We start from the raw sequence: 20,837 nt of genomic DNA, 5'->3' as shown, positions 1-20,837 counted from the left end.
TGTTTACGTCAGTTCAGCCAACAACCATCCTCACCACCACCGGAACCTTCGGCGGTGCGAGCGTATCTGTAGTGAACGACTGACAAACAGAACCTCAATCCCCGCCGACATGGACGGGGAAATCTCTCTCCGTTCACCACCCTCTGAATGGAGAAAGAAAATGGTTTCATCTGACAATGCTCTCTTGATTATCGACATGCAGCAGGGCCTCTTTCGGGTCCCGGTTTCCCCTCGCTCCGCCGATGCCGTTCTGGCCAATATCCGTCTGTTAATCACCAACGCGCGACACGCTCAGGCGCCCGTCTTTTTTGCCCGCCATATTGGACCAGATGATTCCCCGCTCTCAGAGAATGGGCCGTTATCACAGCTGATACCTGAACTGGACGTGAAGGAGCAGGACGTTGTTTTCATCAAGCGCTATCCCAGCTGTTTTCGTGATACCGAATTGCTGCGTGAACTTAATCAGAGAGGCATCAAACAGCTGGTCATTGCCGGGATGAAAACAGAGTTTTGTGTCGATACGACCTGCCGGGCCGCACCGGAGCTGGGTTTCAGGACGGTATTGATTTCAGATGCGCATACCACAATGGATAATGACTATTTATCCGCCAGCGACATTATTGCCCATCACAACAGCACGCTGGCAGGCCCGTTTGTGACGCTGTCGACTGCTCGTGACTGGCTTTTTAGTACGGTGAGTTGACTCAGGTGATCGCTTATCTCTTTACCCGGCTCGCCTTTCCGCACGCCGGGCACATAAGAGAATAATTACAGGGTAAACCCACCGTCACCCACCTGTGCCTGAGCGTACCATTTCATCAGCTTCCCGGTGCTGGGCTCGTTTTCTGCCGGTGACCATGGGGCGGTATCGTGCTCGGGCACGGGCTGATACCCCCCGTGCTTAACCTCAAAAATGACGCCGCCTTTATCCAGCGACAGCACGGCATGCCAGGTACCGGCATCCATCTCCAGCACCTTGCACTCTTCGCCTAATACGACGCGCCGGGTCACGCTACCGCTGTCATCAAAGTTCAGCACCAGAAAGCGACCGCTCAGCGCCGTCAGCAGTTCAAAGGTGTGCGGATGGCGATGGGGACGAACATAGGTGCCGGGCTCCATTGCAATGGCCAGGCGCTGCACCGGGTCGCTAAGCTCAGGATGTAAATTGCGATGCGCGCGTAAGCGAGGGGAATTAGCCGCCTGCTCGCTTTGCTGCTGCAGGTCACTGAAAGTAATCTGTTTCATATACGCCTTTAGTTATGTGGGCTGTCTGCGGCAACCCGGTTGCCGCAGGACGTTATACCATCCTGAACGCTCGAGGAGCGATGGGATTTGTGAAACAAATCACTGCCGGGCGAGTGGTCGATCCCCCGGCAGGAAGCTCATCAGTAGAACTGACATGAAAACCGCCATTCCCCTTCTGATGACCGGTGAAAGTAACCGATACCGTTATCCGCCCACATCCAGTTTACTTTTTCTTCTGACCCAACCTGAAAAACAAACTCTTCGATTCCCACACCGTGTTGTATCTCAGTCGGAAATCCCCCTACCTTGGTTCCCCTGTAGCGATTGAAATCTTCAAAAAAACTCTCACTGGCCTGCTCATCATCATTTACGCAAGAGAGATCAATAATATCCCAGGCATCTTCCCATCCAGGAGCATCGTCAATGACACTCAGCCATTGAACTGGAAACGGCCGATACGGCGTGTCCAATTCAGGCAATGGCTGAAGCCCTTCGAGGCTGGCATACTCGCGAATTAACCATCCTTCACCGTGCGGTTCGTCAAAGGGATGTTGTTCCACATTGTGAAACAACACCAGAAGGGCTATGCCCTTCAACTGGTCAGGAATAACAGGAAGCTCGTCGACCCTGATCTGAAGAAGTGGAAACATGGGTTTGCCCTTCCAGGTGGGTAATCCTTCATCTGCGCGAGAAACGCCCTTCAGAAACCATGACGTAATGGGATCTTCAGGCGGCCGGAACCCACCGACCTGCGCGACCGATGCGGGTCTTAGCCTGGTCCGGAGTTCTTCTAAAACTGACGCACTCTCTAATCTCATGTCTGCTCGCCTCTGTAGACGGTTGTCGGACAGATATTCTGCTGATCATTGTAAGTTAATCATCACATCTGGAGAATCTCATTGAATAATAAAACCTATGTTGAGTTAAACTCACATTGATTCCCACTATTTCTCGTTTTTCAAACGTAATCTCATTGAAATACCATCCCTTCATTCCCGGTCTCTTCCTGACCTGGAACAGAGAGCGAAACTCAAATAATAAATACACCTGCATGCATATGGAGTACGTATGACACTCGATGTTTTATTTCATCTAATGAAAATGATCTCACCTGAAAAAAACATCACGGGTGAAAATATTCATGCGTTAATAACGTTACTTTCGTCAGAAAACGATAGCGGTGAGGTGCTTTCGCCCTTTATTCATCGACTGCATCTTCTGTCTTTCGCCCAAAGCAATCCGGGTAACGCTGAAGAGTTGCTCTCAGCGCATTTGCCCAAAGAAGATGGTCTCCTTCCGCTGCTTGACTTTGCGGACTGGCCAAGGGTGCATTACGCCGCGTCAGGCGAAGTTCAGACGGCTGAATCTGAGGAGTACTTCCGTGAAATGACATCGGCTGCCAATCTGTTACGCTCTGCGCTGATCGAAGCTGAACGCGCAAAGGGAACGCCTGCGCTTTATATACTGGATAAATTACTCAACCTGAACAGCGCCCTGCCGGATAGATATAAAAAGATGGCAAATATCCCCTACGCATAAATACGTTCAATATGCGGAATATCTCGCAATTCATATTCCGCTATTTATTAAACCCGCTTTTCATTGAAATCAATACAGACGATATCCAAAGAAGGCACCACTGGCGCATTAAGGTTAAGCCAGGCCAGCAACCGTTCAATGCTCTCTCCTCTGAGCGAACTTTTGGGCCAGACAAGATAGTAGCCGTCACCGGTTGCGATGGCTTCCCTGAAGGGCAATGCAAGCAGCCCGCTTTTCAGGGCTTCCAGCGTGAGTCGAAGATCGGCTATAGCAACACCATGTCCGTGCATGGCCGCAAGGCTTCCCTGCTCCAGGGTGTCGAACACGATCCCGCCGCTCATGTCGAGTCCGGGGAATAAGCCCGTCCTTTTAAGCCAGCGTCGCCAGTCTCGTCGGTCCGGTGAGGGGTGGATAAGCTCGCACTGGGCAAGCTGATGCCGCGCAGACTCCAGCAAAGACGGGGTACAAACCGGAATAAGCCATTCACTGAAGAGCAGCCTGCTTTCTGTCGACTCGCCGAAATAGCCATTACCGAGGAGGATCGCGCAATCGTAAGGTTCCCGGCTGAAGTCAACCGTGTCGAAGTCCATCCAGACGCTGGCAATTTCGATTTTCGGCTTCGCATGGTTCTCGCGAAAGGATTTAAGCACATTCAGAAGCCATCGCATCGTCAGGGAGCTTGGTGCTTTGAGTCGCAGAAGGTGGTTTTCACTTTTAAATGCGCGACAGGCCCACTCAATATTCGAGAAACTTTCGCTAAGCTGACCGGCCAGAATACGCCCGGCGTCGCTGACCTCCACTCTCGGCCCCTGTCGTTTAAACAGCTCGCAGTCGAACCACATTTCTAGCGTCTGGACATGCCTGCTGACCGCACCCGGCGTGATATTCAGGACTTCAGCCGCTTTGCTGAAGGAGTTCAGCCGTGCGGCAACTTCAAACGCGCGCAGCGCATACAGTGGCGGTAAAGACATACGTTCCCTTTCTGTAAGGTGTAATCATGCAGTTTTTGTATTATCGGCACTCAGTGACTTGTCGCCCAATTCCTCAGATGGGAACGTCAGCAGCAATTCCCTCAGCAGGGACTCTAGCTGCGCGCGCTGCGCGTCCGACAAGCTGCTCAGTAGCGCATTCTGCGTTTCCGTGTGCACGACCAGCGCCTGTTCGATAAGAGCCTGCCCGCGCGGCGTCAGGCTGACGAGCGAGCTGCGCTTGTCATCGGGATCGGCAATCCGCCTGATAAGCCCTTGTTGTTCAAGACGGTTGAGCCGGTTCGTCATCGCCCCGGAGGTGATCAACAGCGATGTATACAGCTGCGTGGGCGAAAGGCAGTACGGCTCCCCGGCGCGACGCAGCGTGGCGAGGACGTCAAACTCGCCCTCGCGAAAGCCAAACTGCGCCATCGCCTCCGCCCATTCTTTTCCAAGATGCTTCATCAGCCGGAGCATTCGGCCAAAAATTTTCATCGACGAGGCGTCCAGCTCCGGCATGGCGCGGCCCCACTGGCCGACGACGAAATCTACATGGTCTTTCATTTTCACCTCTAATGGGGTGGGTATTTATCCTGTTGTGCGGTACATCTTACGCAAAAACACATTTTATCTTAACGTTAAGATAAATGCTCGCAGCGATTTGCCCGGGCCATTCACAACCGAAAAGGATCTCCTGTTGAAACGCACATCGCCATTACTCTTCGCCGTTATCGCTTTTATCGTCGGGCTGAACCTGCGCCCCATTCTGGCCTCGGTCGGACCACTTTTCTCCGTGCTGCAGCGCGAAGCGGGACTGACCGCTACGCAATTTAGCCTGCTGACCACCCTGCCGGTGGCGATGATGGGACTGGCTGCCCTGTGTGGTCCCTGGCTTTTGGCCACAGTCGGAGCCGTACGGGGAATTATGTTCGGGCTATTCATCCTGCTGGTAGCCTGCTTATTACGCGGTTTTAGCGCCTCACCGGAGAATCTTATGGGCACCGCGTTACTCGGCGGGGCCAGCATAGGCACTATCCAGGCGTTAATGCCCGCCCTGATAAAAAAGGAGTATACGCAAACGGCCAGCACGATTATGTCGCTATTCAGCACGGGCATTATGGCCGGAGCTGCTGTCGCCGCCGCCAGCGCCGAGCCGCTGTTTTCATGGCTCACGCTCAAGCCCGCACTGGCTATGGCAGGGCTGTTAGCGCTGCTGGCGTTGATAATGTGGTTAACTCTGGTTAAGCATCCTCAGGGGGAAAAACCAGCACGCGAAACCGTTACGCTCTCGTCCTCCCGTACGTCACAACTGTTGCTCTTTTTCGGCGTGGGAACGGGAGCCTATACGCTGGTACTGGCCTGGCTGCCCCCGCTCTATATTCAGGCGGGATGGACCGCACGCAGCAGCGGCTACATGCTGGCCTGGCTGACGTTAACCGAGGTTGTTGCAGGGTTTGTCGTCTCCGCGCTGATTGGTAAATTCCCCGATCGCCGCGTGCCGCTGATCGCCGTATTGTTGCTGCTGCTGGCGGGACTCCTGTGCCTGGTCTTTTCGCCGGGTACAACGCCCGTCTTATCCACGCTGCTGCTTGGCACCGGGATCGGCGCCCTCTTCCCGCTGTCGCTTATCGTCACGTTCGATCATGCGCGAACGCCCGCGCAGGCCGGGAAGTTACTGTCTAAAGTTCAGGGAGGTGGATATATGATTGCCGCGCTTATGCCGTTAATTGCGGGGATCGTTCGCGACAGTTCGGTCTCGCTGACCAGCGCATGGTTGATCATGAGTGCGGGAGTCGTGCTGCTGATCGTCATCGCGCTGAATTTTAAACCCGTCGTGGACGTTCAGGCACGGTGAATGCGATACCAAAATTGAGAGTCGTATTTCAGCCGATCGTGAGATAATTTCAGGGTGAATTTCACCTCATTCAGGAGTGGATATGTTGCAGACGTTACCGGGTATTGATGTCTTGTTCGTCGCCGGGTTCGGGCCCATATCGCGGGATACGGAGTCCAGCGCCGCGTTTTATGTCCAGACACTCGGCCTTCCGCTGAGGCGGATGGAGGGGAACAGCGAATATCTGCTCACTGAAGAGGGCCAGCTGGAAGGCGTGAAGCATTTTGCCGTCTGGCCGCTCGCACAGGCGGCTGCGTCCTGTTTTGGAGAAGAACTGTGGCCCACGGAGCACCCGATACCGCAGGGATGGATTGAGTACGAAGTACAGGATCTGGACTCGGCTACCCGCGTTCTGAGCGAAAAAGGCTATCGGTTGCTGGTGGCTAACCGTATAGAGCCGTGGGGGCAAACCGTCACTCGCCTGCTCAGCCCGGAAGGTTTGCTTACCGGGCTGACGATTACGCCGTGGCTGCGGGGGTAATGGGTTTTATCCTGGCGCGATGCAGACTTGGATGAGGATAATGTCTGCTTTGAGCGAAATGTGGACATTGTGGCCTTATCACTCTCTGCAAAATTTAAACTTAACATTCATGGCATAAGTCTATTCAGCGAAGACTTTAAAGCATCTAGAAAGACAGTAACGCGGCATGGCAGATAGCGCTTTGTCGGAAACAGCGCCCATATTGCCAGCATGTGGCATTCCGCATCACTAAGTGTTATTTCGACGAGTTCTCCGGTTGCCAGTTCAGAGTGAATATCTGCTTTTGTTAGTTGTGCCAGGCCCGCTCCGGCCTTACACATACTTCGGACACCTTCTACATTGTTACAAATGAACCGTGGCTCAAATAAATGACTGAGTAGGTTCTCATCTTTCACAAATGTCCACTGAGACACCATTGCCGTTCTCAAACACTGATGATTGGTCAGTTCTGCAAAAGTGGTGGGAATCCCGTGCTGGGACAGATAAGCAGGTGAGGCGCAGAGGACCCGGGGGTTGCTGCTGAGTCTATGGGCAATCAGGTTCGAATCCCTGAGCGGGGCAACCCTGATGGCCACATCGTATCCCTGACCCACGATATCCACCACGTCATCGCTGAGGTTAAGGTCGATTTTCATCTTCGGATTCCGTTCCATGAGTTCAGGCAGCAGGGGAAGTATGTAACGGCGGCCGATGCCGGAGGGTGCCGTGATCCTCAAGAGGCCTGTTGCCCCGCCAGCGTCCTCGCTGAATATAATCCGCGCGCCCTGCTCTGCTTCCATCATGGTTCTGGCATAGGGAAGAAATTCTTCGCCCTCGCTGGTCAGCGACACCGCGCGTGTCGTGCGCTGAAACAGACGCGCACCTAAATCCTTTTCCAGCTGGGCGAGATGTCGCGACACGCTCATCGCGCTCATGCCAAGTCTGCGTGCGGCCTGAGAAAGATTGCAGGTTTCCGCAAGAACGGTGAACAGTTCGACGTCCCGGAGATTCATTATATCCATTTCCGTTATACAGCGATGCATTTCTTACCAGTATAACGTTCCTGATAACGGCATTATAATTATTTTTATTATAATTGTTACCGAGGAGTCACCATGCGCCACGCATCATTATTCGAAGCCACATTTATTAACCGCACTCTGTACCGCAATCGCATCATGGTTGCCCCTATGACGCGTATCTCCGCGTCTGAAACCGGCGTACCGGGGGAAAAGATGCAGGATTATTACTCCCGCTTTGCCCGGGGAGGTTTCGGCGCCATCATCACCGAGGGGATCTACATTGATCAGGCGTGGTCACAGACCTATGCGTTTCAGCCAGGCATCGTGAATGAAGAACAGATCTGCGGCTGGGAAAATATTGTCGAAAAAGCGCATCAGCGCGGTGCACGGGTCATAGCCCAGCTCATTCATGCCGGCACATTGTCTCAGAAAAATATTTACCGTCCGGACTCTGCCGGTCCTTCCCCCGTAAAACCTAAAGGGCAGCAGCTTGAGTTCTACTATGGTTCCGGAGAATACAGCACTCCCCGGGCACTCAATGAAGAGCAGATCCGCGATATCATCTCCAGTTTTGCCGACAGCGCGGAGCGCGCCGTCAGTGATGCAAAATTTGACGGGGTTGAGATCCATGCGGCGAACGGGTACCTGCTTGACCAGTTCCTGACAGATTATACCAACCAGCGTACCGATGGATGGGGTGGTTCCCTAGAAAACCGGCTGGCCATTACGCTGGAAGTTATCCGTGCCGTACGCGGCAAAATTGGCGCAGAAAAGACTCTGGGCGTCAGGATTTCGCAGGGAAAAGTAAACGATTTTCATCATAAATGGAAAGAAGGTGAGGCCGGTGCCAGGAAAATCTTCGGTCTGCTCGCCGATGCTGGCGTGGACTATATCCATGTGACCGAATACAAATCCTGGCTACCTGCATTCGAAAACAGCGACAAGAGCCTTGTTGAGCTTGCCCGTGAAGCCGCTCCGGAGACCATCATAATTGCTAACGGTGGGCTGGATGACGGTGAAACGGCAGAAAAACTTCTGGGTATGGGGGCAGACTTTGTTTCCATTGGCAAGGCTGCGCTTGCCAATCCTGACTGGCCACGAAAAGTCGGCAGCGGTCTGCCACTCCACGAACTTCCTGGCGATATTCTTTCGCCGGTTGCGGACATTAAGGAAAAAGAGCGTTTTTAATTGTTATCACCAGCTGTGCTGAAACCAGGGAGTTAACATGACTGACAAGTCGAAAAAAACCATCAGGATCTTATTTCCACAGTGGCAGGGTGGCAACCAGGAGCTCTACGGGTTTGGTGCCCGGTTGCTGCACTGGCTCTCTCCGGAGTCACGCTCTCCTCTGCATACTATCAGCGTGCCGGAATTTAACCCGGACACGCCTGAGCCTGAAGAGGGTCTGCTTTATCGCCGGCAGTTACTCAGCCAGCATGATGAAGCCTGGGCAGTGCTGGAAAAAGAAGAACCGGATCATATCGTGGTGTTCGGCGGTGACTGCCTTGTAGACCAGGCTCCGTTTGCCTGGATGAACGCCAGGCACAATGGTGAAATGGGCGTACTGTGGATCGATTCACACCCCGATGTGAAGACCCCGCGCGATTTTACCAATGGTCATACCATGGTACTGGGCAATCTTTTAGGCGGCGGCGATACGGGGTTTGCTTCAAAAGTGAAAACTCCGGTAGCACCCTCGCGCGTCATGTATGCCGGTCTGATTGAAGAAGGGCTGACCGAGCAGGAATCGTCCGTTATCAGCGATCTTGGTCTGCAGATCGCCCGGCCTGAAGAACTTTATGAGAACAGTGACAGGATCACTCGCTGGATAAAAGAACAGAACATCCGCAAACTGGCAGTGCATCTGGACCTGGACGTCCTTAACCCGGAGGTTTTTCGTTCACTGCTGTTCGCAGAGCCTGAACCTGAGTTTGACTGGCAGGCAGTGTATCCGGTAGGAAAACTGAATCTTGCACAGATGCTCAGAATCATCCGTGATGTCTCTGCTGAAACAGAAATTGTGATTATAGGTATTACCGAACATCTGCCGTGGGATGCCTGGAATCTTAAAGAGTTTCTTAAAAAGCTTCCAATGATGAACGAGTAAGTGCCACATTTAATTTTGTCAGAATGTTCATATTCAACTTCTAATATAAGTTATTGGAACTACTAATACTTATACTCTCATATCGTCCGCTTTTGGCACAAAGCAGTCATAAGGAAAGGCAGTAAGATCTTCCACAATCGAGGGGCGTCAGTTGCCAGCTTCCATATAATTCATTTTCGTTAGCACTGGATTTGTGGAATGCTCCAGTCACCACAGCACCTACCTCCGCAAAGCCTCAACAATCTCCCCCTCCATTTTCTCTGGGGTAGTCATCGGAGCAAAGCGCTTCAGTGGTTTACCGTCGCGTCCGATAAGAAACTTAGTAAAGTTCCACTTAATTCGCTCACCCAGCACGCCGGGTAATTCGTTTTTCAGATAACGAAACAGCGGATGCGCTGCGCTACCGTTAACCTCAACCTTCTCGAACATCGGGAAACTCACGCCGTAGTTGATGTAACAGGTTTTCGAGATTTCGTCGGCGCCGCCGGGTTCCTGTTTACCGAACTGGTTGCAGGGGAAGCCCAGCACCACTAACCCCCGATCGGCGTACTTCTTGTACAGCGCTTCAAGACCAGCATATTGCGGCGTGAAGCCACACTGGCTGGCGGTATTCACGACCAAAACCACCTTTCCGGCATAGTCGGCCATAGAGGTAAGCTGTCCATCCAGACGGGTGGCGGTAAGTTGATAAAAGCGAGTCATACTAAAATCCCTCAAAGCTGGCCGAAAAGTCATGGTGACCACCCGCAGGGCCGTCACCGTGTAGAAAGTTTACATTCAAGCAGGCTATTTGTGATACATTCCTGGCGCGCCAATGACCACCACACTCGCTATCAGGTATGCAGAACATAACAAAAAAATTTCGCTGGCTTCTGCTTACTCTCCCACTCCTCAGCGGTTGTGGCACGCTTTCACAAATGTCCTCCCCGGAAGGTACTCAGGAACTTCTCACTCATGATTCGCTGGATGGCGACGTTGACAGCGTGGTGCGTCACTACATGGCGCAAAAATCCGTTCCAGGAATGACGGTCGCGGTCATTCATAATCACGGCTCACCGCAGTTTTACACCTGGGGCGTAACCGATGCGGTCAATCGTTATCCGGTCAGGCCCGACACCCTGTTTGCACTCGGCTCGCTCAGCAAAGGGATCACGGCGGAAGTGGTGGCTTGTCTGGTCAATGAAGGGCAACTGAACTGGAACGATAGCCTGGCAACATTGTTACCGCCGGGTACGCCGCTTAGCGCGGATGCACAAAAAATCACCCTGCTTGAACTGGTTACCCACACCTCCGGCCTGCCGCGTCAGAATATGGATGTTCCGATGCTTGGAAAATTCATCAGCTATTTAAGCACGGGCGATAATTTCTACGGCGAGCTGGATAGCGATAACGTGTTGCGTTACCTCGCCGACTGGCAAGCGCCAAAGAGTAAAGTGCCGCAATACTCCAATACCGGCTACGCGCTGATCGGCTATATCCTGAAACACAAAACAGGCGAAGATATCCAGAGTTTAGCCTCGCGCTATATTTTCCATCCGCTGCAAATGGCTAACAGCAGCTTTACGCCACAGCAGCTAAAAGGATACCCGCAGCGCGCCCTCGGCCACGCGGGCGATCAGCCGAAATTCATCCCGCGCGGACAGCTCACGCCGGACTGGCATTTTTCCAACAACATGGTGGCGGCAGCGAGCTTATACAGCAACGCCGAAGATCTGGCGGCCTATGCGCGCTATCACGTATCGACGACCCACAATCCCTTGCTGGACAGCGTCTTTGCCGAAGTCAGAAATACCGATATTCAACGTCCCGACGGGGTACAGGGTATTGCCTGGACCACCGACTTTATCGGTCTGGAAAAAATCACCTATCAGGTCGGCTATATCGGCGGCTACTCCAGCTTTATCGGTTATGACAAAGAAAAAGGCAATGCGGTGGTGGTGCTGCAAAATACCTTTAACTGGAGTAATTACATTGGCATCGCGCTGTTGATGGACATGGCGAAAAAAGACAGCCTTATTATCTCTGGCAACCGTTTTGCGAATAATGGGATGCCTGAACGCGTTTATCAGCAATTACGGTGAGCGCCCGCCGTCAGATTCAGGCCTGATGCGCCAGATCTTCACGAGTCGGCCCCTGAAAGTAGATGGTACTAATATGGCAACTTCGAGGCTGAGTCAGCACAAAACGCATCGTTTCCCAGATGGACCGTCCATTCACCAGACGCTCCCCCATTCTTGTTTGACGTTCGACAGGCGCATCTAAACCGGTCAGTTCAAAATCAGGCGGATATAACCCGGTTACCCGAATATTTTCTTTGGATAAGTGTGCTGACAGTTTTGTTAGAAAGCCGCTTAGCCCGTGTTTACTGGCAAAAAAAGCGGGATGGGCAATGGAATCTGTAAAGTTCGGAATACCGCATGCGGATATAATCGCAATGATGTCTGCGCCGTCTGAGCGTCGCAATCCTGAAAGCAGCGTCTGGGCGAGCAGGATTGAACCTGTCAGGCCTGAACTAACGGTATTGACGATTTCAGAGCTCGATTGTTCGTCTATTGTTCCTGACAGCCACTGAGCAGCATTCAGTATTAAAATATCGATTGGCCTGTCTGAATGTAAGACTTGCGAAGAGAACTGAGAAACGGATTCCGGCTGGGCTAAATCACAGAGATACCCTCTTGCCATACCCCCTTCAGCCGCGATGAGGGCGCAAGTTTTTTCTATATCCTCCTCGCGACGGGCGCTAAAATCAACGTCAACGCCCTCTCGCGCCAGCCAGACGCAAAGCGCCTGACCAAATCCCCCGCCGCCGCCCGTGATAACAGCGCGTTTTCCTCTCAGCATAATTCTGCGTCCTTTATCGTGATGAGTCTGTGTCGGAGGATTTATAGCATGATGAGGCGGGGTCACATCTTCCCGTTAGTGCCCTGGCGCAGACTTCCCGTCCTACACCGCCGACTTCGGCCTTAAATTCTCATCAAACGTCAGCCGCTTCCGTTCAGGCTCAACTTCGCGCAGCGGTTCAACCTGATGCATCGTCAGCTTGCAGCGCTCCACTAGCACCTGGTATTCCCGCGTGCCCTGCTGCTTCCAGGCGAGCTCCTGCTCGCTCAGCTCGCGAATCGCTTTGGCCGGGCTGCCGATAATCAAATGGTTGGCGGGCATCTCCGCTTTCGCCTTCACGAACGCAGCCGCGCCGACGATGCTGTTTTCACCAATGACCGCCCCGTCCATCACCACCGCGTTCATGCCCACCAGCGCATTGCGGCGGATCACGCAGCCGTGAAGAATGGCGCTGTGGCCAATATGCCCGTCCTCTTCCACCACCGTGTCCTGCTCCGGGAAGCCGTGCATCACGCAATTATCCTGAATGTTCGCCCCGTCTTTCACCACGATACGGCCAAAATCACCGCGCAGGCTGGCGTTAGGACCGACATACACGCCTTTGCCCAGAATCACGTCGCCAATCAGCACCGCCGTTGGGTGAACGTAGCTCTCGTCAGGTACCACCGGCGTCAGGCCGTCAATTTGATAAACAGGCATCTTCCCTCCTTAGGCGCTTGTAAGACCACCAAAGCGCTGATAGTAGAGCGTGCCGGGCACGGGCAGTTCGCCGACGGAGGTTTCGCCCTTCTCGCTGACAAACACCAGCGCTCCCGGCGCGACACGCTGATAGATATTAATGCAGAGCTGTCGGGCGCTTTGTCCCGCCCAGTGCGCGGGCAGCAACTCTTCCGGCAGCAGCGGGTCTTTCAGCACCACGCGACGATAAAAGTGAATCAGCAGCAGCTGGATCTGGAAGCAGCGTTCCGGCGTCAGCTCCTCGGGCGCGGCCTCTTTCAGCAGCGGCAGCAGCGGCCGGAACGAGCTGATAAACGACTCGTACATCGCGTTTTGCTCGGTTAACTGCCAGCACTCTTCCACGCGTGAACGCAGCGCGGCGCGGGAGAGCGCCAGCGGCGAGTGGGCTTCAAAGAAAATCACGTTTTCCGCCACGCCGGCATCGTGAAGCAGGGACTGCACGTCCGCAAGATGCTGCGACGGCGAGGCCATCAGGCTCGGCGCCAGCGTGCCAAACCCCTGCCAGATCAGCTGCTTTTTGACGTCGGCAAGGGTGGTTTTGTCCAGCCCTTCTGAGAGCAGCAATAGCCATTTTCCGTCCCAGGCGGGCAGTTCCGCGCGGTAGATCTTATTCTCCGCGCGACGCGTCAGGCGCAGCCCCTTATCGCTCAGGCGGTAAAAGCTACGACGCCCGATGCGCGAGACGTCCAGCCAGCCCTCTTTGTTGAGGCGAAACAGCGCGGTACGCACGAACCGTTCGCCAAACCCCATGCCTTCCAGTAAGGCAGCCAGGCTGCCGAGCCAAATCTCACCGCCGCGATGGGAAAGCGCGTCACCGTATAACGAGGAGATAAGCGAGGTCCCGCTGACGGGAACGGAGCTGACCGCGTGCTGGATAAAGGCGTCGAGTTTATTCATGTGATTCATTCTGTTGTTATTTTTGTCCTGGATGAATCATAGCATAGGATTCTGGGATAGCCCCTCACCCTAACCCCCTCCCTTTGGAAGAGGGCCGGGGTGAGAGGAAACTTAGCCGTTGGCCGCCGCTTTACGCAGGTCAAACACCCGGCAGGCTTTTCCCTCCGAGCGCGGGATGCTGCCGCAGTTCACGATCGTCACGTCGGTGGAAATCCCCACCATCGACTTAATGCGGTGGCGCAGCTGGTGGCACACCTGGCAACGCTGCTCGTGGGTCAGCGTCAGACTGCTCTCTTTTAGCTCCACCTTCACGGAAAGTGAATCAAGATGTCCGCGACGGTTCACCTCCAGCTGGTAGTGCGGCGAAAGATGTTCGAACTTCACGATCTCCTCTTCCAGCTGCGACGGGAAGACGTTGACGCCGCGGATGATCAGCATATCGTCGCTGCGGCCGCTGATCCGGTCCATACGGCGCATGCTGCGCGCGGTGGCCGGGAGCAGGCGCGTCAGGTCGCGGGTGCGGTAGCGGATCACCGGCAGCGCCTCTTTGGTCAGCGTGGTGAACAGCAGCTCGCCCTGCTGGCCGTCATCCAGCGGCGTGCCGTCGTTCGGGTTGACGATCTCAGGGTAGAAATGATCTTCCCAGATGGTCGGGCCGTCGACGGTTTCGATACACTCCATCGCCACGCCCGGCCCCATCACTTCGGAGAGGCCATAGATGTCCAGCGCCGTAATGCCTAAGCGTTTTTCAATTTCCCGGCGCATGGCCTGCGTCCACGGCTCGGCGCCGAAGACGCCCACGCGCAGGGAACAGGTGCTGGCATCGCCGCCCATCTGGCGTTCCAGCTCTTCAATCAGGTTGAGGCAGTAGGATGGCGTCACCATGATCATGTCCGGCAGGAAATCACGGATCAGCTGCGCCTGTTTCTCCGTCTGGCCGCCGGACATCGGGATCACCGTCGCGCCTAAACGCTCGGCCCCGTAGTGCGCCCCCAGCCCGCCGGTAAACAGGCCGTAGCCATACGCCACGTGAATTTTGTCCTTCGCGCTGCCGCCCGCCGCGCGCAGGGAGCGGGCCACCAGATTGGCCCAGTTATCAATGTCGCCCTGCGTATAGCCGACAACGGTCGGTTTGCCGGTGGTGCCGGAAGACGCGTGAATGCGCACCACCTGCTCCATCGGCACGGCAAAGGTATCGAACGGATAGTTATCCCGCAGGTCCTGCTTGGTGGTGCACGGGAATTTACGGATATCCGCCAGCTCTTTGAAATCGTCAGGGTGAACGCCCGCGGCGTCAAACTTGCGTTTGTACATCGGCACGTTGTTGTAGGCGTGATGCAGCGTCCATTTCAGACGCTCTGTCTGCAGCGCCTGTAACTCGTCAAGGGAGGCCGTTTCAATCGGATCAAGCTTTGTTGTATTTGTCATTGTAGGGTACTCACATTGTTTTTATGCTCAAACACGCTCAAGGATCATGGCAATGCCCTGACCCACACCGATGCACATCGTACACAGCGCGTAGCGCCCGCCGCGTCGGTGCAGTTCATTACTCGCGGCCAGCGCCAGCCTGGCGCCGCTCATGCCCAGCGGGTGTCCCAGCGCAATCGCGCCACCGTTCGGGTTAACGTGCGCGGCATCATCCGGCAGGCCCAGCTGACGCAGCACGCCCAGCGCCTGCGCGGCGAAAGCTTCGTTAAGCTCGATGACGTCCATATCGTGAATGCTGAGTCCGGCGCGCTCCAGCACCCTGCGGGTGGCCGGCACCGGGCCGAGCCCCATCAGACGTGGCTCCACGCCTGCCGTCGCCATCGCCACGATCCGCGTGCGCGGGACTAACCCCTGCGCCAGCGCCATCCTCTCGCTGGCGACGATCAGCGCCGCAGCGCCGTCGTTGACCCCGGAGGCATTCCCCGCCGTGACCACCCCGTTCTTACGGAATGGCGTTTTCAGCCCGGCAAGCTGTTCAAGCGTGGTGTCCGCGCGCGGATGTTCATCCACGCTGAACTCTGTGACCGCCCCTTTTTTACCCGGCACCTGCACCGGCACGATCTCCTGCGCCAGAATGCCGTTCTGCTGTGCCAGCGCGGTACGCTGCTGGCTGCGCAGGGCGAACGCGTCCTGATCGGCACGGCTGATATTTAACAATTCAGCTACATTCTCTGCCGTTTCCGGCATACTGTCAGTTCCGAATTGCTGATGCATGAGCGGATTCACAAATCGCCAGCCGATGGTGGTATCAAAGATCTCCGCCTGACGCTGAAACGCGGCGGTGGCTTTGCCCATCACGAACGGCGCGCGGGACATCGACTCCACGCCGCCCGCGATCAGCAGGTCGCCGTCGCCCGCCTTAATGGTGCGGGCGGCAAAACCAATCGCGTCCAGCCCGGAACCGCACAGGCGGTTAATGGTGGTCCCGGACACCGTCTCCGGCAGCCCGGCCAGCAGCGACGACATGCGCGCTACGTTGCGGTTATCTTCCCCCGCCTGGTTGGCGCAGCCGAAAATCACGTCGTCGATCCGCTCCAGGTCGAGCTGCGGGTAGCGGGCCAGCAGCGCGCGCAGCGGAGCGGCACCCAGATCGTCGGTTCGGACTGCGGAAAGCGCGCCGCCGTAGCGACCCACCGGGGTTCGAACGCCATCACAAATAAATGCGTCACGCATCAGGCTTCTCCTGTCACGCTGCCGCCGATGCGGTGAGATTTTCCGCGAAAAAGGGCGACGGTTTTCTGTTGTTGGTTCTGGATTTCAATGTCGTACACGCCGGTCAGCTTGCCCTGATGCTTCACCCGCGCGGTGGCGGTGAGCGTGTCCCCGGCGAAGCCCGGACGCAGGAAATCAATTGAGCAGCCGGAGGCCACCGCCGCCAGCCCCTGACTATTGCAGGCGTAGGCAAAGGCAGTGTCCGCCAGCGAAAACAGCTGGCCGCCGTGGCAGGTTTTGTGGCCGTTCAGCATCTGCGGGGTGATGGTCATGGTGACAACCGCATAGCCCTCGTCCATCTCGACAATGTCCATCCCCATCGCCTGCGCGCAGGCGTCCCGTTCGTACATGGTGCGGGCGTTATGCCAGGCGTTATGACTCATAGCTACTCTCCAGAAGCGCGCGCTGGCGCAGCAGTGAACAGGGGCGATAGCGCTCTTCGCCGTAATGACGCTGCAGGTTCTCCAGCAGCGTCAGCAGGCGCTGCCAGCCCAGGCGTTCGCCCCAGGCGATCGGCCCGCTCGGGTAGTTCACGCCCAGGCGCATGGCCGTGTCGATATCCTTCTCGCTGGCGACCCCTTTTTGCAGGGCATCCAGCGCTTCGTTGGCAATCATCGCCAGCGTTCGCCAGATCAGCAGGCCGGGATAATCGGCAATTCGCACCACCCGGTGTCCCTGCTGTTGCAGGTAGCGGATGGCTTTTTGCGTTGCGGTATGCGGGTTGCTGACCGCGGCGGCAATGACCGCCACGTCACGCTCGATGCGGTCTACCACCACTACCGGGCCGTTAAGCCGCAGCGCCAGCGCCTGCGCGGTCTCTCCCTGCGTTTCAATCAGGTACACATCATCAATTTCTGTGACACCGTCACGTCTTTTTTCCGCGCGCATCGGGCTATAGCTGTCGTTCACCGACTCAACCCACTGCACGTCAGGTTTGTCGCCCTGCCAGTCGTACACGCCCTTCCCGCTTTTCTTGCCCAGCCTTCCAGCCAGCACCAGTTCCTGCTGAACCAGCGAAGGCAGAAAACGACGCTCCTGCCAGAAGGCGTTAAATACCGAGCAGGTCACCGCAAAATTTACGTCCTGACCAATCATGTCGGTCAGTTCCAGCGGCCCCATCGGGAAGCCGCCGCCTTCGCGCAGGGCGGCATCAATCACCTCCGGCGGCGCGACCAGCTCTTCCAGCGCGCGCCAGGCTTCAGAATAAAACGGACGCGCGACGCGGTTGACGATGAACCCCGGCGTTGACTGGCAGCGAACGGGCTGTTTGCCCCAGTTCAGGGCCAGCTCGCACAGCGCGTCGGCCACTTCCGGGGAGGTCGCCAGCCCGCTGACCACCTCCACCAGCTTCATTACCGGCGCCGGGTTAAAGAAATGCAGCCCTGCGACGCGCTCCGGGTGGTGGACGTCCGCCGCAATCGCCGTGACGGAGATGGAGGAGGTATTGCTGGTCAGCACCGTCTGCGGCGGGCAGATCTCAGCCAGCTGGGCAAACAGCGTCTTTTTCACCTCCAGCCGTTCTGAGGCCGCTTCAATCACCAGATCGGCCGCGGAGAGCGCGTCGATCTCCGTGACGGGAACAAGCCGGGCAAGGGTCTGGCTCCCGGCATCGGCGGAGAGTTTTCCGCGCGTCACACGGGAGGCCAGACGCTGGCGGATCCCGTCGATGGCGCGTGATATCGCATCGCTGGAAATGTCATAGAGCAGCACCTGATGCCCGTGGCTGGCCGCCACTTCGGCAATCCCGGCACCCATCGTGCCGCTGCCAATCACGGCGACCGTACGTATGTTCAGCATCTTATTTCCCCGTAAAGTTCGGTGCGCGCTTCGCGAGGAAGGCGCTGACGCCCTCGCGGTAGTCGTCGCTGCGCCCGGCCAGGCGCTGATAGTCGCGCTCGAGATCGAGCTGCGCGTCCAGAGTATTGGTTTCCGAAGCATTGATCGCCTGCTTGATCAGCCCCAGGCCGAAGGTCGGCTGCGACGCAAAATGCAGGGCCATCTGCTGTGCCGTGGTGGAGAGCTGCTCGTCATCCACCACCTGCCAGATCATGCCCCACGCCTGCGCCTGTTCGGCGCTGAGTTTGTCCCCGAGCAGCGCCAGCCCCATGGCGCGAGCGCGTCCGGCCACGCGCGGCAGCAGCCAGGTGCCGCCGCAGTCCGGCACCAGGCCGAGCTTGCTGAAGGCCATCACGAAGCTGGCGGAGCGCGCCGCAATCACCATGTCGCACCCGAGCGCCAGCGTGGCGCCCGCGCCCGCCGCCACGCCGTTAACGGCACAGATGACCGGCTTCGGCAGCTTTGTCAGGCGGCGCACCAGCGGGTTGTAGAAGGTTTCAACGGACATGCCCAGATCCGGCGCCGGGCCGTTAGGGTCGACGTTGCGGTCGTTGAGGTCCTGACCGGCGCAAAAGCCGCGTCCTGCCCCGGTGATCAGCAGGCAGCGGATAGTGTCATCGCGCTCGGCCTGTTTCAGGCACTCGGCCAGCTGCTGGTGCATCACGTCGTTAAAGCTGTTCAGACGCTCCGGACGGTTCAGCGTAATGGTCATCACGCCCTGTTCTACATGACTGAGAATAAATTCCACAATTAGCGTCCTTTAAAGTCGGGAGTGCGTTTTTGTAGGAAGGCGTTGATGCCTTCGCGGCGGTCTTCGGTGGCAGAAAGCAGCGTAAACAGCTGGCGCTCCTGGGCCAGACCAGCCTGAAGCGGCACCTCCTGAGACTGGCGCAGCGCCTGTTTGGCTGCCTGTAAAGCCAGCGGCGAGTGGCGCCCCATCAGGGCCGCCTGCTTCAGGGCATACTCCAGCGTCAGCGCTGCCGGGAAAACATCGCTCACCAGCCCGGCGCTCAGCGCCTGCTCTGCGGTAATGCTCTCACCGGTCAGCACCATTTTGCTGGCCAGCGATTTCCCGACGCTGCGGATAAGACGCTGGGTGCCGCCCGCGCCGGGCATGATGCCGAGCGTGATTTCCGGCAGACCGAAACGGGCGTTGTCACCGGCAATCACCACGTCGCACAGCAGCGCCAGCTCGCAGCCTGCGCCCAGCGCGAAGCCGTTCACGGCGGCGATCAGCGGTTTACTGAACGTATTGATGCGTGACCACAGCTGCGGGCGAATATCGTTTAGCGTGGCGGGCAGGTCTTTCTCCGCCATTTCGTTGAGATCGGCCCCGGCGGCAAAGCAGCGCTCGCTGCCGTAAATCACGCAGACGGAAATCTCGGCATCCACGGCGGCGGCCTCAAGCTGTTCCGCAAGCTGGGTCAACAGCGCGTTGTTGAGAGCGTTGCGCGCCGCCGGACGGTTTAGCGTCAGCTGCAGCACGCGGCCATGACGGGTAACAATCAGTTCGCTCATGCCATCCCCTTCGCGTCGAAGTCGACGATCACGTCGGCGGTTAACGGCAGCGACTGGCAGCTCAGCACATACCCGGCCGCCAGCTCGTCCGGCTCCAGACTGTAGTTGGTTGCCATGTCCACCTTCCCGCGCAGCACTTTGCATTTACAGGTGGCGCAGACGCCGCCCTTGCAGGCATAAGGCAGATCCGCCCCCTGACGCAGGGCGGCATCGAGAATGCTTTCGTCGTCCGCCGTCAGGGTGATTTCACGGTCGCGCCCGTCCTGGCGAACGGTCACTTTTTGTCCACCCACCTGCACGTGCACCGCGCGCTTAACGGTGATTCCGGAGGTGTTAAAGCGCTCAAGGTGAATGGATTTGTCCGGCATCCCCAGCGCCTTCAGCGTGGCTTCCGCGTCGTCCATCATTGCGGACGGGCCGCAGATAAACGCCTCGTCGTACTGGCGGAAGTTGATCAGGGTTTTCGCCAGCGCCTGCAGTTTTTCCCCGTCGATGCGGCCATAGAGCAGATCGCTGTCCAGCCGCTCCTGGCTGAAGATGGAGACCAGCTGCAGCCGCTGCGGGTATTTGTCCTTCAGGTCCGCCAGCGCCTGGCGGAACATCATGCTCTGGCTGCTGCGGTTGCCGTAGATCAGGGTGAAATGGCTGTTCGGTTCGGTCTCAAGCGTCGCGGAGATAATTGCCAGCATCGGGGTGATCCCGGAGCCTGCCGCAATTGCCAGATAGTGGCCTTCGCGTTCGGCCCGCGGCTGGTAGCCAAACTGCCCCTGAGGAACCATTACCTCCAGCGCCATGCCCGCTTTGATCTCATCCCGGGCATAGCGGGAGAAGCGCCCGCCGTCGATGGCTTTGACCGCCACGCTGATTTCGCCCGGGGCGGTACTCCGGCAGATGGAGTAGCAGCGGCGCAGCTCGTCCCCCTCAAGCTTCGTTTTTAACGTCAGGTGCTGGCCGGGACGGAAGCGGTAGGCCTCCTGCAGGGCCTGCGGCACCGCAAAGGTGATGGTCACCGCGTCGCGGGTTTCGGGTTCCACTTTTGCCACTGTTAATGAATGAAACGTTGTCATGGCAG

General features: G+C 56.8%; 23 protein-coding genes. 7 read left to right on the top strand and 16 right to left on the bottom strand.

From position 1 onward, the window contains the following. The first annotated feature begins 160 nt into the window (after window positions 1–160). Window positions 161–703: a cysteine hydrolase family protein gene (locus tag LRM19_RS06075; RefSeq protein ID WP_271367816.1), complete on the top strand. Its 543-nt coding sequence runs from the start codon at window positions 161–163 to the stop codon at window positions 701–703. Window positions 704–768: 65 nt separating this feature from the next. On the opposite strand, the gene LRM19_RS06070 is transcribed toward LRM19_RS06075, so the two are convergent. Both LRM19_RS06070 and LRM19_RS06065 read right to left on the bottom strand, forming a co-directional pair. After that, window positions 769–1,245, bottom strand: a complete 477-nt coding sequence (locus LRM19_RS06070; RefSeq protein WP_271367815.1) for a WbuC family cupin fold metalloprotein — start codon at window positions 1,243–1,245, stop codon at window positions 769–771. A 140-nt stretch (window positions 1,246–1,385) separates the two neighbouring features. Next, window positions 1,386–2,063, bottom strand: coding sequence for a DUF1963 domain-containing protein (locus LRM19_RS06065; protein ID WP_149366831.1), 678 nt, complete (start codon window positions 2,061–2,063; stop codon window positions 1,386–1,388). Between the two features lie 250 nt (window positions 2,064–2,313). Here LRM19_RS06065 and LRM19_RS06060 point away from each other — a divergent pair, with 250 nt between their 5' ends. Next, complete coding sequence (locus LRM19_RS06060; protein WP_271367814.1) at window positions 2,314–2,784, top strand: hypothetical protein; 471 nt, start codon at window positions 2,314–2,316, stop codon at window positions 2,782–2,784. A 47-nt stretch (window positions 2,785–2,831) separates the two neighbouring features. Here the strand turns inward: LRM19_RS06060 and LRM19_RS06055 are convergent, their stop codons facing one another. Beyond that, window positions 2,832–3,755, bottom strand: coding sequence for a LysR substrate-binding domain-containing protein (locus LRM19_RS06055; RefSeq protein ID WP_111964705.1), 924 nt, complete (start codon window positions 3,753–3,755; stop codon window positions 2,832–2,834). A 24-nt stretch (window positions 3,756–3,779) separates the two neighbouring features. Next, window positions 3,780–4,316 carry a MarR family winged helix-turn-helix transcriptional regulator gene (locus LRM19_RS06050; RefSeq protein ID WP_127730696.1) on the bottom strand — a complete coding sequence of 179 codons (537 nt, stop codon included), beginning with the start codon at window positions 4,314–4,316 and terminating at the stop codon, window positions 3,780–3,782. Between the two features lie 133 nt (window positions 4,317–4,449). Between LRM19_RS06050 and LRM19_RS06045 the strand changes: the two genes are divergently transcribed. After that, window positions 4,450–5,607 (top strand): MFS transporter, encoded by a 1,158-nt coding sequence (locus tag LRM19_RS06045; protein ID WP_271367813.1) that lies wholly within the window; start codon window positions 4,450–4,452, stop codon window positions 5,605–5,607. A gap of 82 nt (window positions 5,608–5,689) precedes the next feature. Then, window positions 5,690–6,127, top strand: a complete 438-nt coding sequence (locus LRM19_RS06040; RefSeq protein WP_271367812.1) for a VOC family protein — start codon at window positions 5,690–5,692, stop codon at window positions 6,125–6,127. Between the two features lie 107 nt (window positions 6,128–6,234). Here the strand turns inward: LRM19_RS06040 and LRM19_RS06035 are convergent, their stop codons facing one another. Continuing rightward, window positions 6,235–7,128: a LysR family transcriptional regulator gene (locus tag LRM19_RS06035; protein WP_271367811.1), complete on the bottom strand. Its 894-nt coding sequence runs from the start codon at window positions 7,126–7,128 to the stop codon at window positions 6,235–6,237. A 93-nt stretch (window positions 7,129–7,221) separates the two neighbouring features. On the opposite strand from LRM19_RS06035, the gene LRM19_RS06030 reads away from it, so the two are divergent. Both LRM19_RS06030 and LRM19_RS06025 read left to right on the top strand, forming a co-directional pair. Then, window positions 7,222–8,316, top strand: coding sequence for an NADH:flavin oxidoreductase (locus LRM19_RS06030; protein WP_271367810.1), 1,095 nt, complete (start codon window positions 7,222–7,224; stop codon window positions 8,314–8,316). A gap of 37 nt (window positions 8,317–8,353) precedes the next feature. Continuing rightward, a complete protein-coding gene (locus LRM19_RS06025; RefSeq protein ID WP_271367809.1) occupies window positions 8,354–9,235 on the top strand; it encodes an arginase family protein in 882 nt (293 codons plus the stop codon). A 219-nt stretch (window positions 9,236–9,454) separates the two neighbouring features. Here LRM19_RS06025 and LRM19_RS06020 read toward each other — a convergent pair whose 3' ends face one another. Beyond that, a complete protein-coding gene (locus LRM19_RS06020; protein ID WP_127730688.1) occupies window positions 9,455–9,937 on the bottom strand; it encodes a glutathione peroxidase in 483 nt (160 codons plus the stop codon). Window positions 9,938–10,074: 137 nt separating this feature from the next. Between LRM19_RS06020 and LRM19_RS06015 the strand changes: the two genes are divergently transcribed. Further along, complete coding sequence (locus tag LRM19_RS06015) at window positions 10,075–11,316, top strand: serine hydrolase domain-containing protein (RefSeq protein WP_271367808.1); 1,242 nt, start codon at window positions 10,075–10,077, stop codon at window positions 11,314–11,316. A gap of 16 nt (window positions 11,317–11,332) precedes the next feature. Here the strand turns inward: LRM19_RS06015 and LRM19_RS06010 are convergent, their stop codons facing one another. From LRM19_RS06010 to paaE, 10 genes are all read right to left on the bottom strand, one after another. Then, window positions 11,333–12,076: an SDR family oxidoreductase gene (locus tag LRM19_RS06010; protein WP_271367807.1), complete on the bottom strand. Its 744-nt coding sequence runs from the start codon at window positions 12,074–12,076 to the stop codon at window positions 11,333–11,335. Window positions 12,077–12,178: 102 nt separating this feature from the next. Beyond that, a complete protein-coding gene (gene paaY / locus LRM19_RS06005; protein ID WP_025757959.1) occupies window positions 12,179–12,775 on the bottom strand; it encodes a phenylacetic acid degradation protein PaaY in 597 nt (198 codons plus the stop codon). A gap of 9 nt (window positions 12,776–12,784) precedes the next feature. Next, the gene (paaX, locus tag LRM19_RS06000) at window positions 12,785–13,720 is read right to left on the bottom strand and encodes a phenylacetic acid degradation operon negative regulatory protein PaaX (RefSeq protein WP_271367806.1); all 936 of its coding nucleotides are present in this window, start codon (window positions 13,718–13,720) and stop codon (window positions 12,785–12,787) included. A 102-nt stretch (window positions 13,721–13,822) separates the two neighbouring features. Continuing rightward, window positions 13,823–15,139: a phenylacetate--CoA ligase PaaK gene (paaK, locus tag LRM19_RS05995; protein ID WP_271367805.1), complete on the bottom strand. Its 1,317-nt coding sequence runs from the start codon at window positions 15,137–15,139 to the stop codon at window positions 13,823–13,825. Window positions 15,140–15,166: 27 nt separating this feature from the next. Beyond that, the gene (pcaF, locus tag LRM19_RS05990) at window positions 15,167–16,372 is read right to left on the bottom strand and encodes a 3-oxoadipyl-CoA thiolase (protein WP_271367804.1); all 1,206 of its coding nucleotides are present in this window, start codon (window positions 16,370–16,372) and stop codon (window positions 15,167–15,169) included. Next, window positions 16,372–16,794 (bottom strand): hydroxyphenylacetyl-CoA thioesterase PaaI, encoded by a 423-nt coding sequence (gene paaI / locus LRM19_RS05985; RefSeq protein ID WP_008502373.1) that lies wholly within the window; start codon window positions 16,792–16,794, stop codon window positions 16,372–16,374. Before paaI ends, pcaF begins: the two co-directional genes overlap by 1 nt. Further along, window positions 16,784–18,208, bottom strand: a complete 1,425-nt coding sequence (gene paaH / locus LRM19_RS05980) for a 3-hydroxyacyl-CoA dehydrogenase PaaH (RefSeq protein ID WP_271367803.1) — start codon at window positions 18,206–18,208, stop codon at window positions 16,784–16,786. Before paaH ends, paaI begins: the two co-directional genes overlap by 11 nt. Window position 18,209: 1 nt before the next feature. Next, window positions 18,210–18,998: a 2-(1,2-epoxy-1,2-dihydrophenyl)acetyl-CoA isomerase PaaG gene (gene paaG / locus LRM19_RS05975; RefSeq protein ID WP_271368223.1), complete on the bottom strand. Its 789-nt coding sequence runs from the start codon at window positions 18,996–18,998 to the stop codon at window positions 18,210–18,212. Further along, window positions 18,998–19,765: a 2,3-dehydroadipyl-CoA hydratase PaaF gene (gene paaF, locus LRM19_RS05970; RefSeq protein ID WP_223582124.1), complete on the bottom strand. Its 768-nt coding sequence runs from the start codon at window positions 19,763–19,765 to the stop codon at window positions 18,998–19,000. Before paaF ends, paaG begins: the two co-directional genes overlap by 1 nt. Beyond that, entirely contained in the window at window positions 19,762–20,832 is a 1,071-nt protein-coding gene (gene paaE, locus LRM19_RS05965) for a 1,2-phenylacetyl-CoA epoxidase subunit PaaE (RefSeq protein ID WP_271367802.1), read from the bottom strand. The genes paaF and paaE overlap by 4 nt, the downstream gene beginning before the upstream one ends. Window positions 20,833–20,837: the final 5 nt, after the last annotated feature.

The sequence above is a fragment of the Enterobacter sp. PI-10 genome (genome assembly GCF_027947695.1).
Taxonomy (GTDB): Bacteria; Pseudomonadota; Gammaproteobacteria; order Enterobacterales; family Enterobacteriaceae; genus Enterobacter; species Enterobacter vonholyi.
Note: the sequence above shows the minus strand (reverse complement) of the source record. Positions and strands in the feature narration are given on the sequence as shown.

Excerpts from the sequence above, each read along its gene's own strand:
- LRM19_RS06075 (WP_271367816.1), top strand. The coding sequence starts at position 161 with ATGGTTTCATCTGACAATGCTCTCTTGATTATCGACATGCAGCAGGGC.
- LRM19_RS06070 (WP_271367815.1), bottom strand. The coding sequence starts at position 1,245 with ATGAAACAGATTACTTTCAGTGACCTGCAGCAGCAAAGCGAGCAGGCG.
- LRM19_RS06065 (WP_149366831.1), bottom strand. The coding sequence starts at position 2,063 with ATGAGATTAGAGAGTGCGTCAGTTTTAGAAGAACTCCGGACCAGGCTA.
- LRM19_RS06060 (WP_271367814.1), top strand. The coding sequence starts at position 2,314 with ATGACACTCGATGTTTTATTTCATCTAATGAAAATGATCTCACCTGAA.
- LRM19_RS06055 (WP_111964705.1), bottom strand. The coding sequence starts at position 3,755 with ATGTCTTTACCGCCACTGTATGCGCTGCGCGCGTTTGAAGTTGCCGCA.
- LRM19_RS06050 (WP_127730696.1), bottom strand. The coding sequence starts at position 4,316 with ATGAAAGACCATGTAGATTTCGTCGTCGGCCAGTGGGGCCGCGCCATG.
- LRM19_RS06040 (WP_271367812.1), top strand. The coding sequence starts at position 5,690 with ATGTTGCAGACGTTACCGGGTATTGATGTCTTGTTCGTCGCCGGGTTC.
- LRM19_RS06035 (WP_271367811.1), bottom strand. The coding sequence starts at position 7,128 with ATGGATATAATGAATCTCCGGGACGTCGAACTGTTCACCGTTCTTGCG.
- LRM19_RS06030 (WP_271367810.1), top strand. The coding sequence starts at position 7,222 with ATGCGCCACGCATCATTATTCGAAGCCACATTTATTAACCGCACTCTG.
- LRM19_RS06025 (WP_271367809.1), top strand. The coding sequence starts at position 8,354 with ATGACTGACAAGTCGAAAAAAACCATCAGGATCTTATTTCCACAGTGG.
- LRM19_RS06020 (WP_127730688.1), bottom strand. The coding sequence starts at position 9,937 with ATGACTCGCTTTTATCAACTTACCGCCACCCGTCTGGATGGACAGCTT.
- LRM19_RS06015 (WP_271367808.1), top strand. The coding sequence starts at position 10,075 with ATGCAGAACATAACAAAAAAATTTCGCTGGCTTCTGCTTACTCTCCCA.
- LRM19_RS06010 (WP_271367807.1), bottom strand. The coding sequence starts at position 12,076 with ATGCTGAGAGGAAAACGCGCTGTTATCACGGGCGGCGGCGGGGGATTT.
- paaY (WP_025757959.1), bottom strand. The coding sequence starts at position 12,775 with ATGCCTGTTTATCAAATTGACGGCCTGACGCCGGTGGTACCTGACGAG.
- paaX (WP_271367806.1), bottom strand. The coding sequence starts at position 13,720 with ATGAATCACATGAATAAACTCGACGCCTTTATCCAGCACGCGGTCAGC.
- paaK (WP_271367805.1), bottom strand. The coding sequence starts at position 15,139 with ATGACAAATACAACAAAGCTTGATCCGATTGAAACGGCCTCCCTTGAC.
- pcaF (WP_271367804.1), bottom strand. The coding sequence starts at position 16,372 with ATGCGTGACGCATTTATTTGTGATGGCGTTCGAACCCCGGTGGGTCGC.
- paaI (WP_008502373.1), bottom strand. The coding sequence starts at position 16,794 with ATGAGTCATAACGCCTGGCATAACGCCCGCACCATGTACGAACGGGAC.
- paaH (WP_271367803.1), bottom strand. The coding sequence starts at position 18,208 with ATGCTGAACATACGTACGGTCGCCGTGATTGGCAGCGGCACGATGGGT.
- paaF (WP_223582124.1), bottom strand. The coding sequence starts at position 19,765 with ATGAGCGAACTGATTGTTACCCGTCATGGCCGCGTGCTGCAGCTGACG.
- paaE (WP_271367802.1), bottom strand. The coding sequence starts at position 20,832 with ATGACAACGTTTCATTCATTAACAGTGGCAAAAGTGGAACCCGAAACC.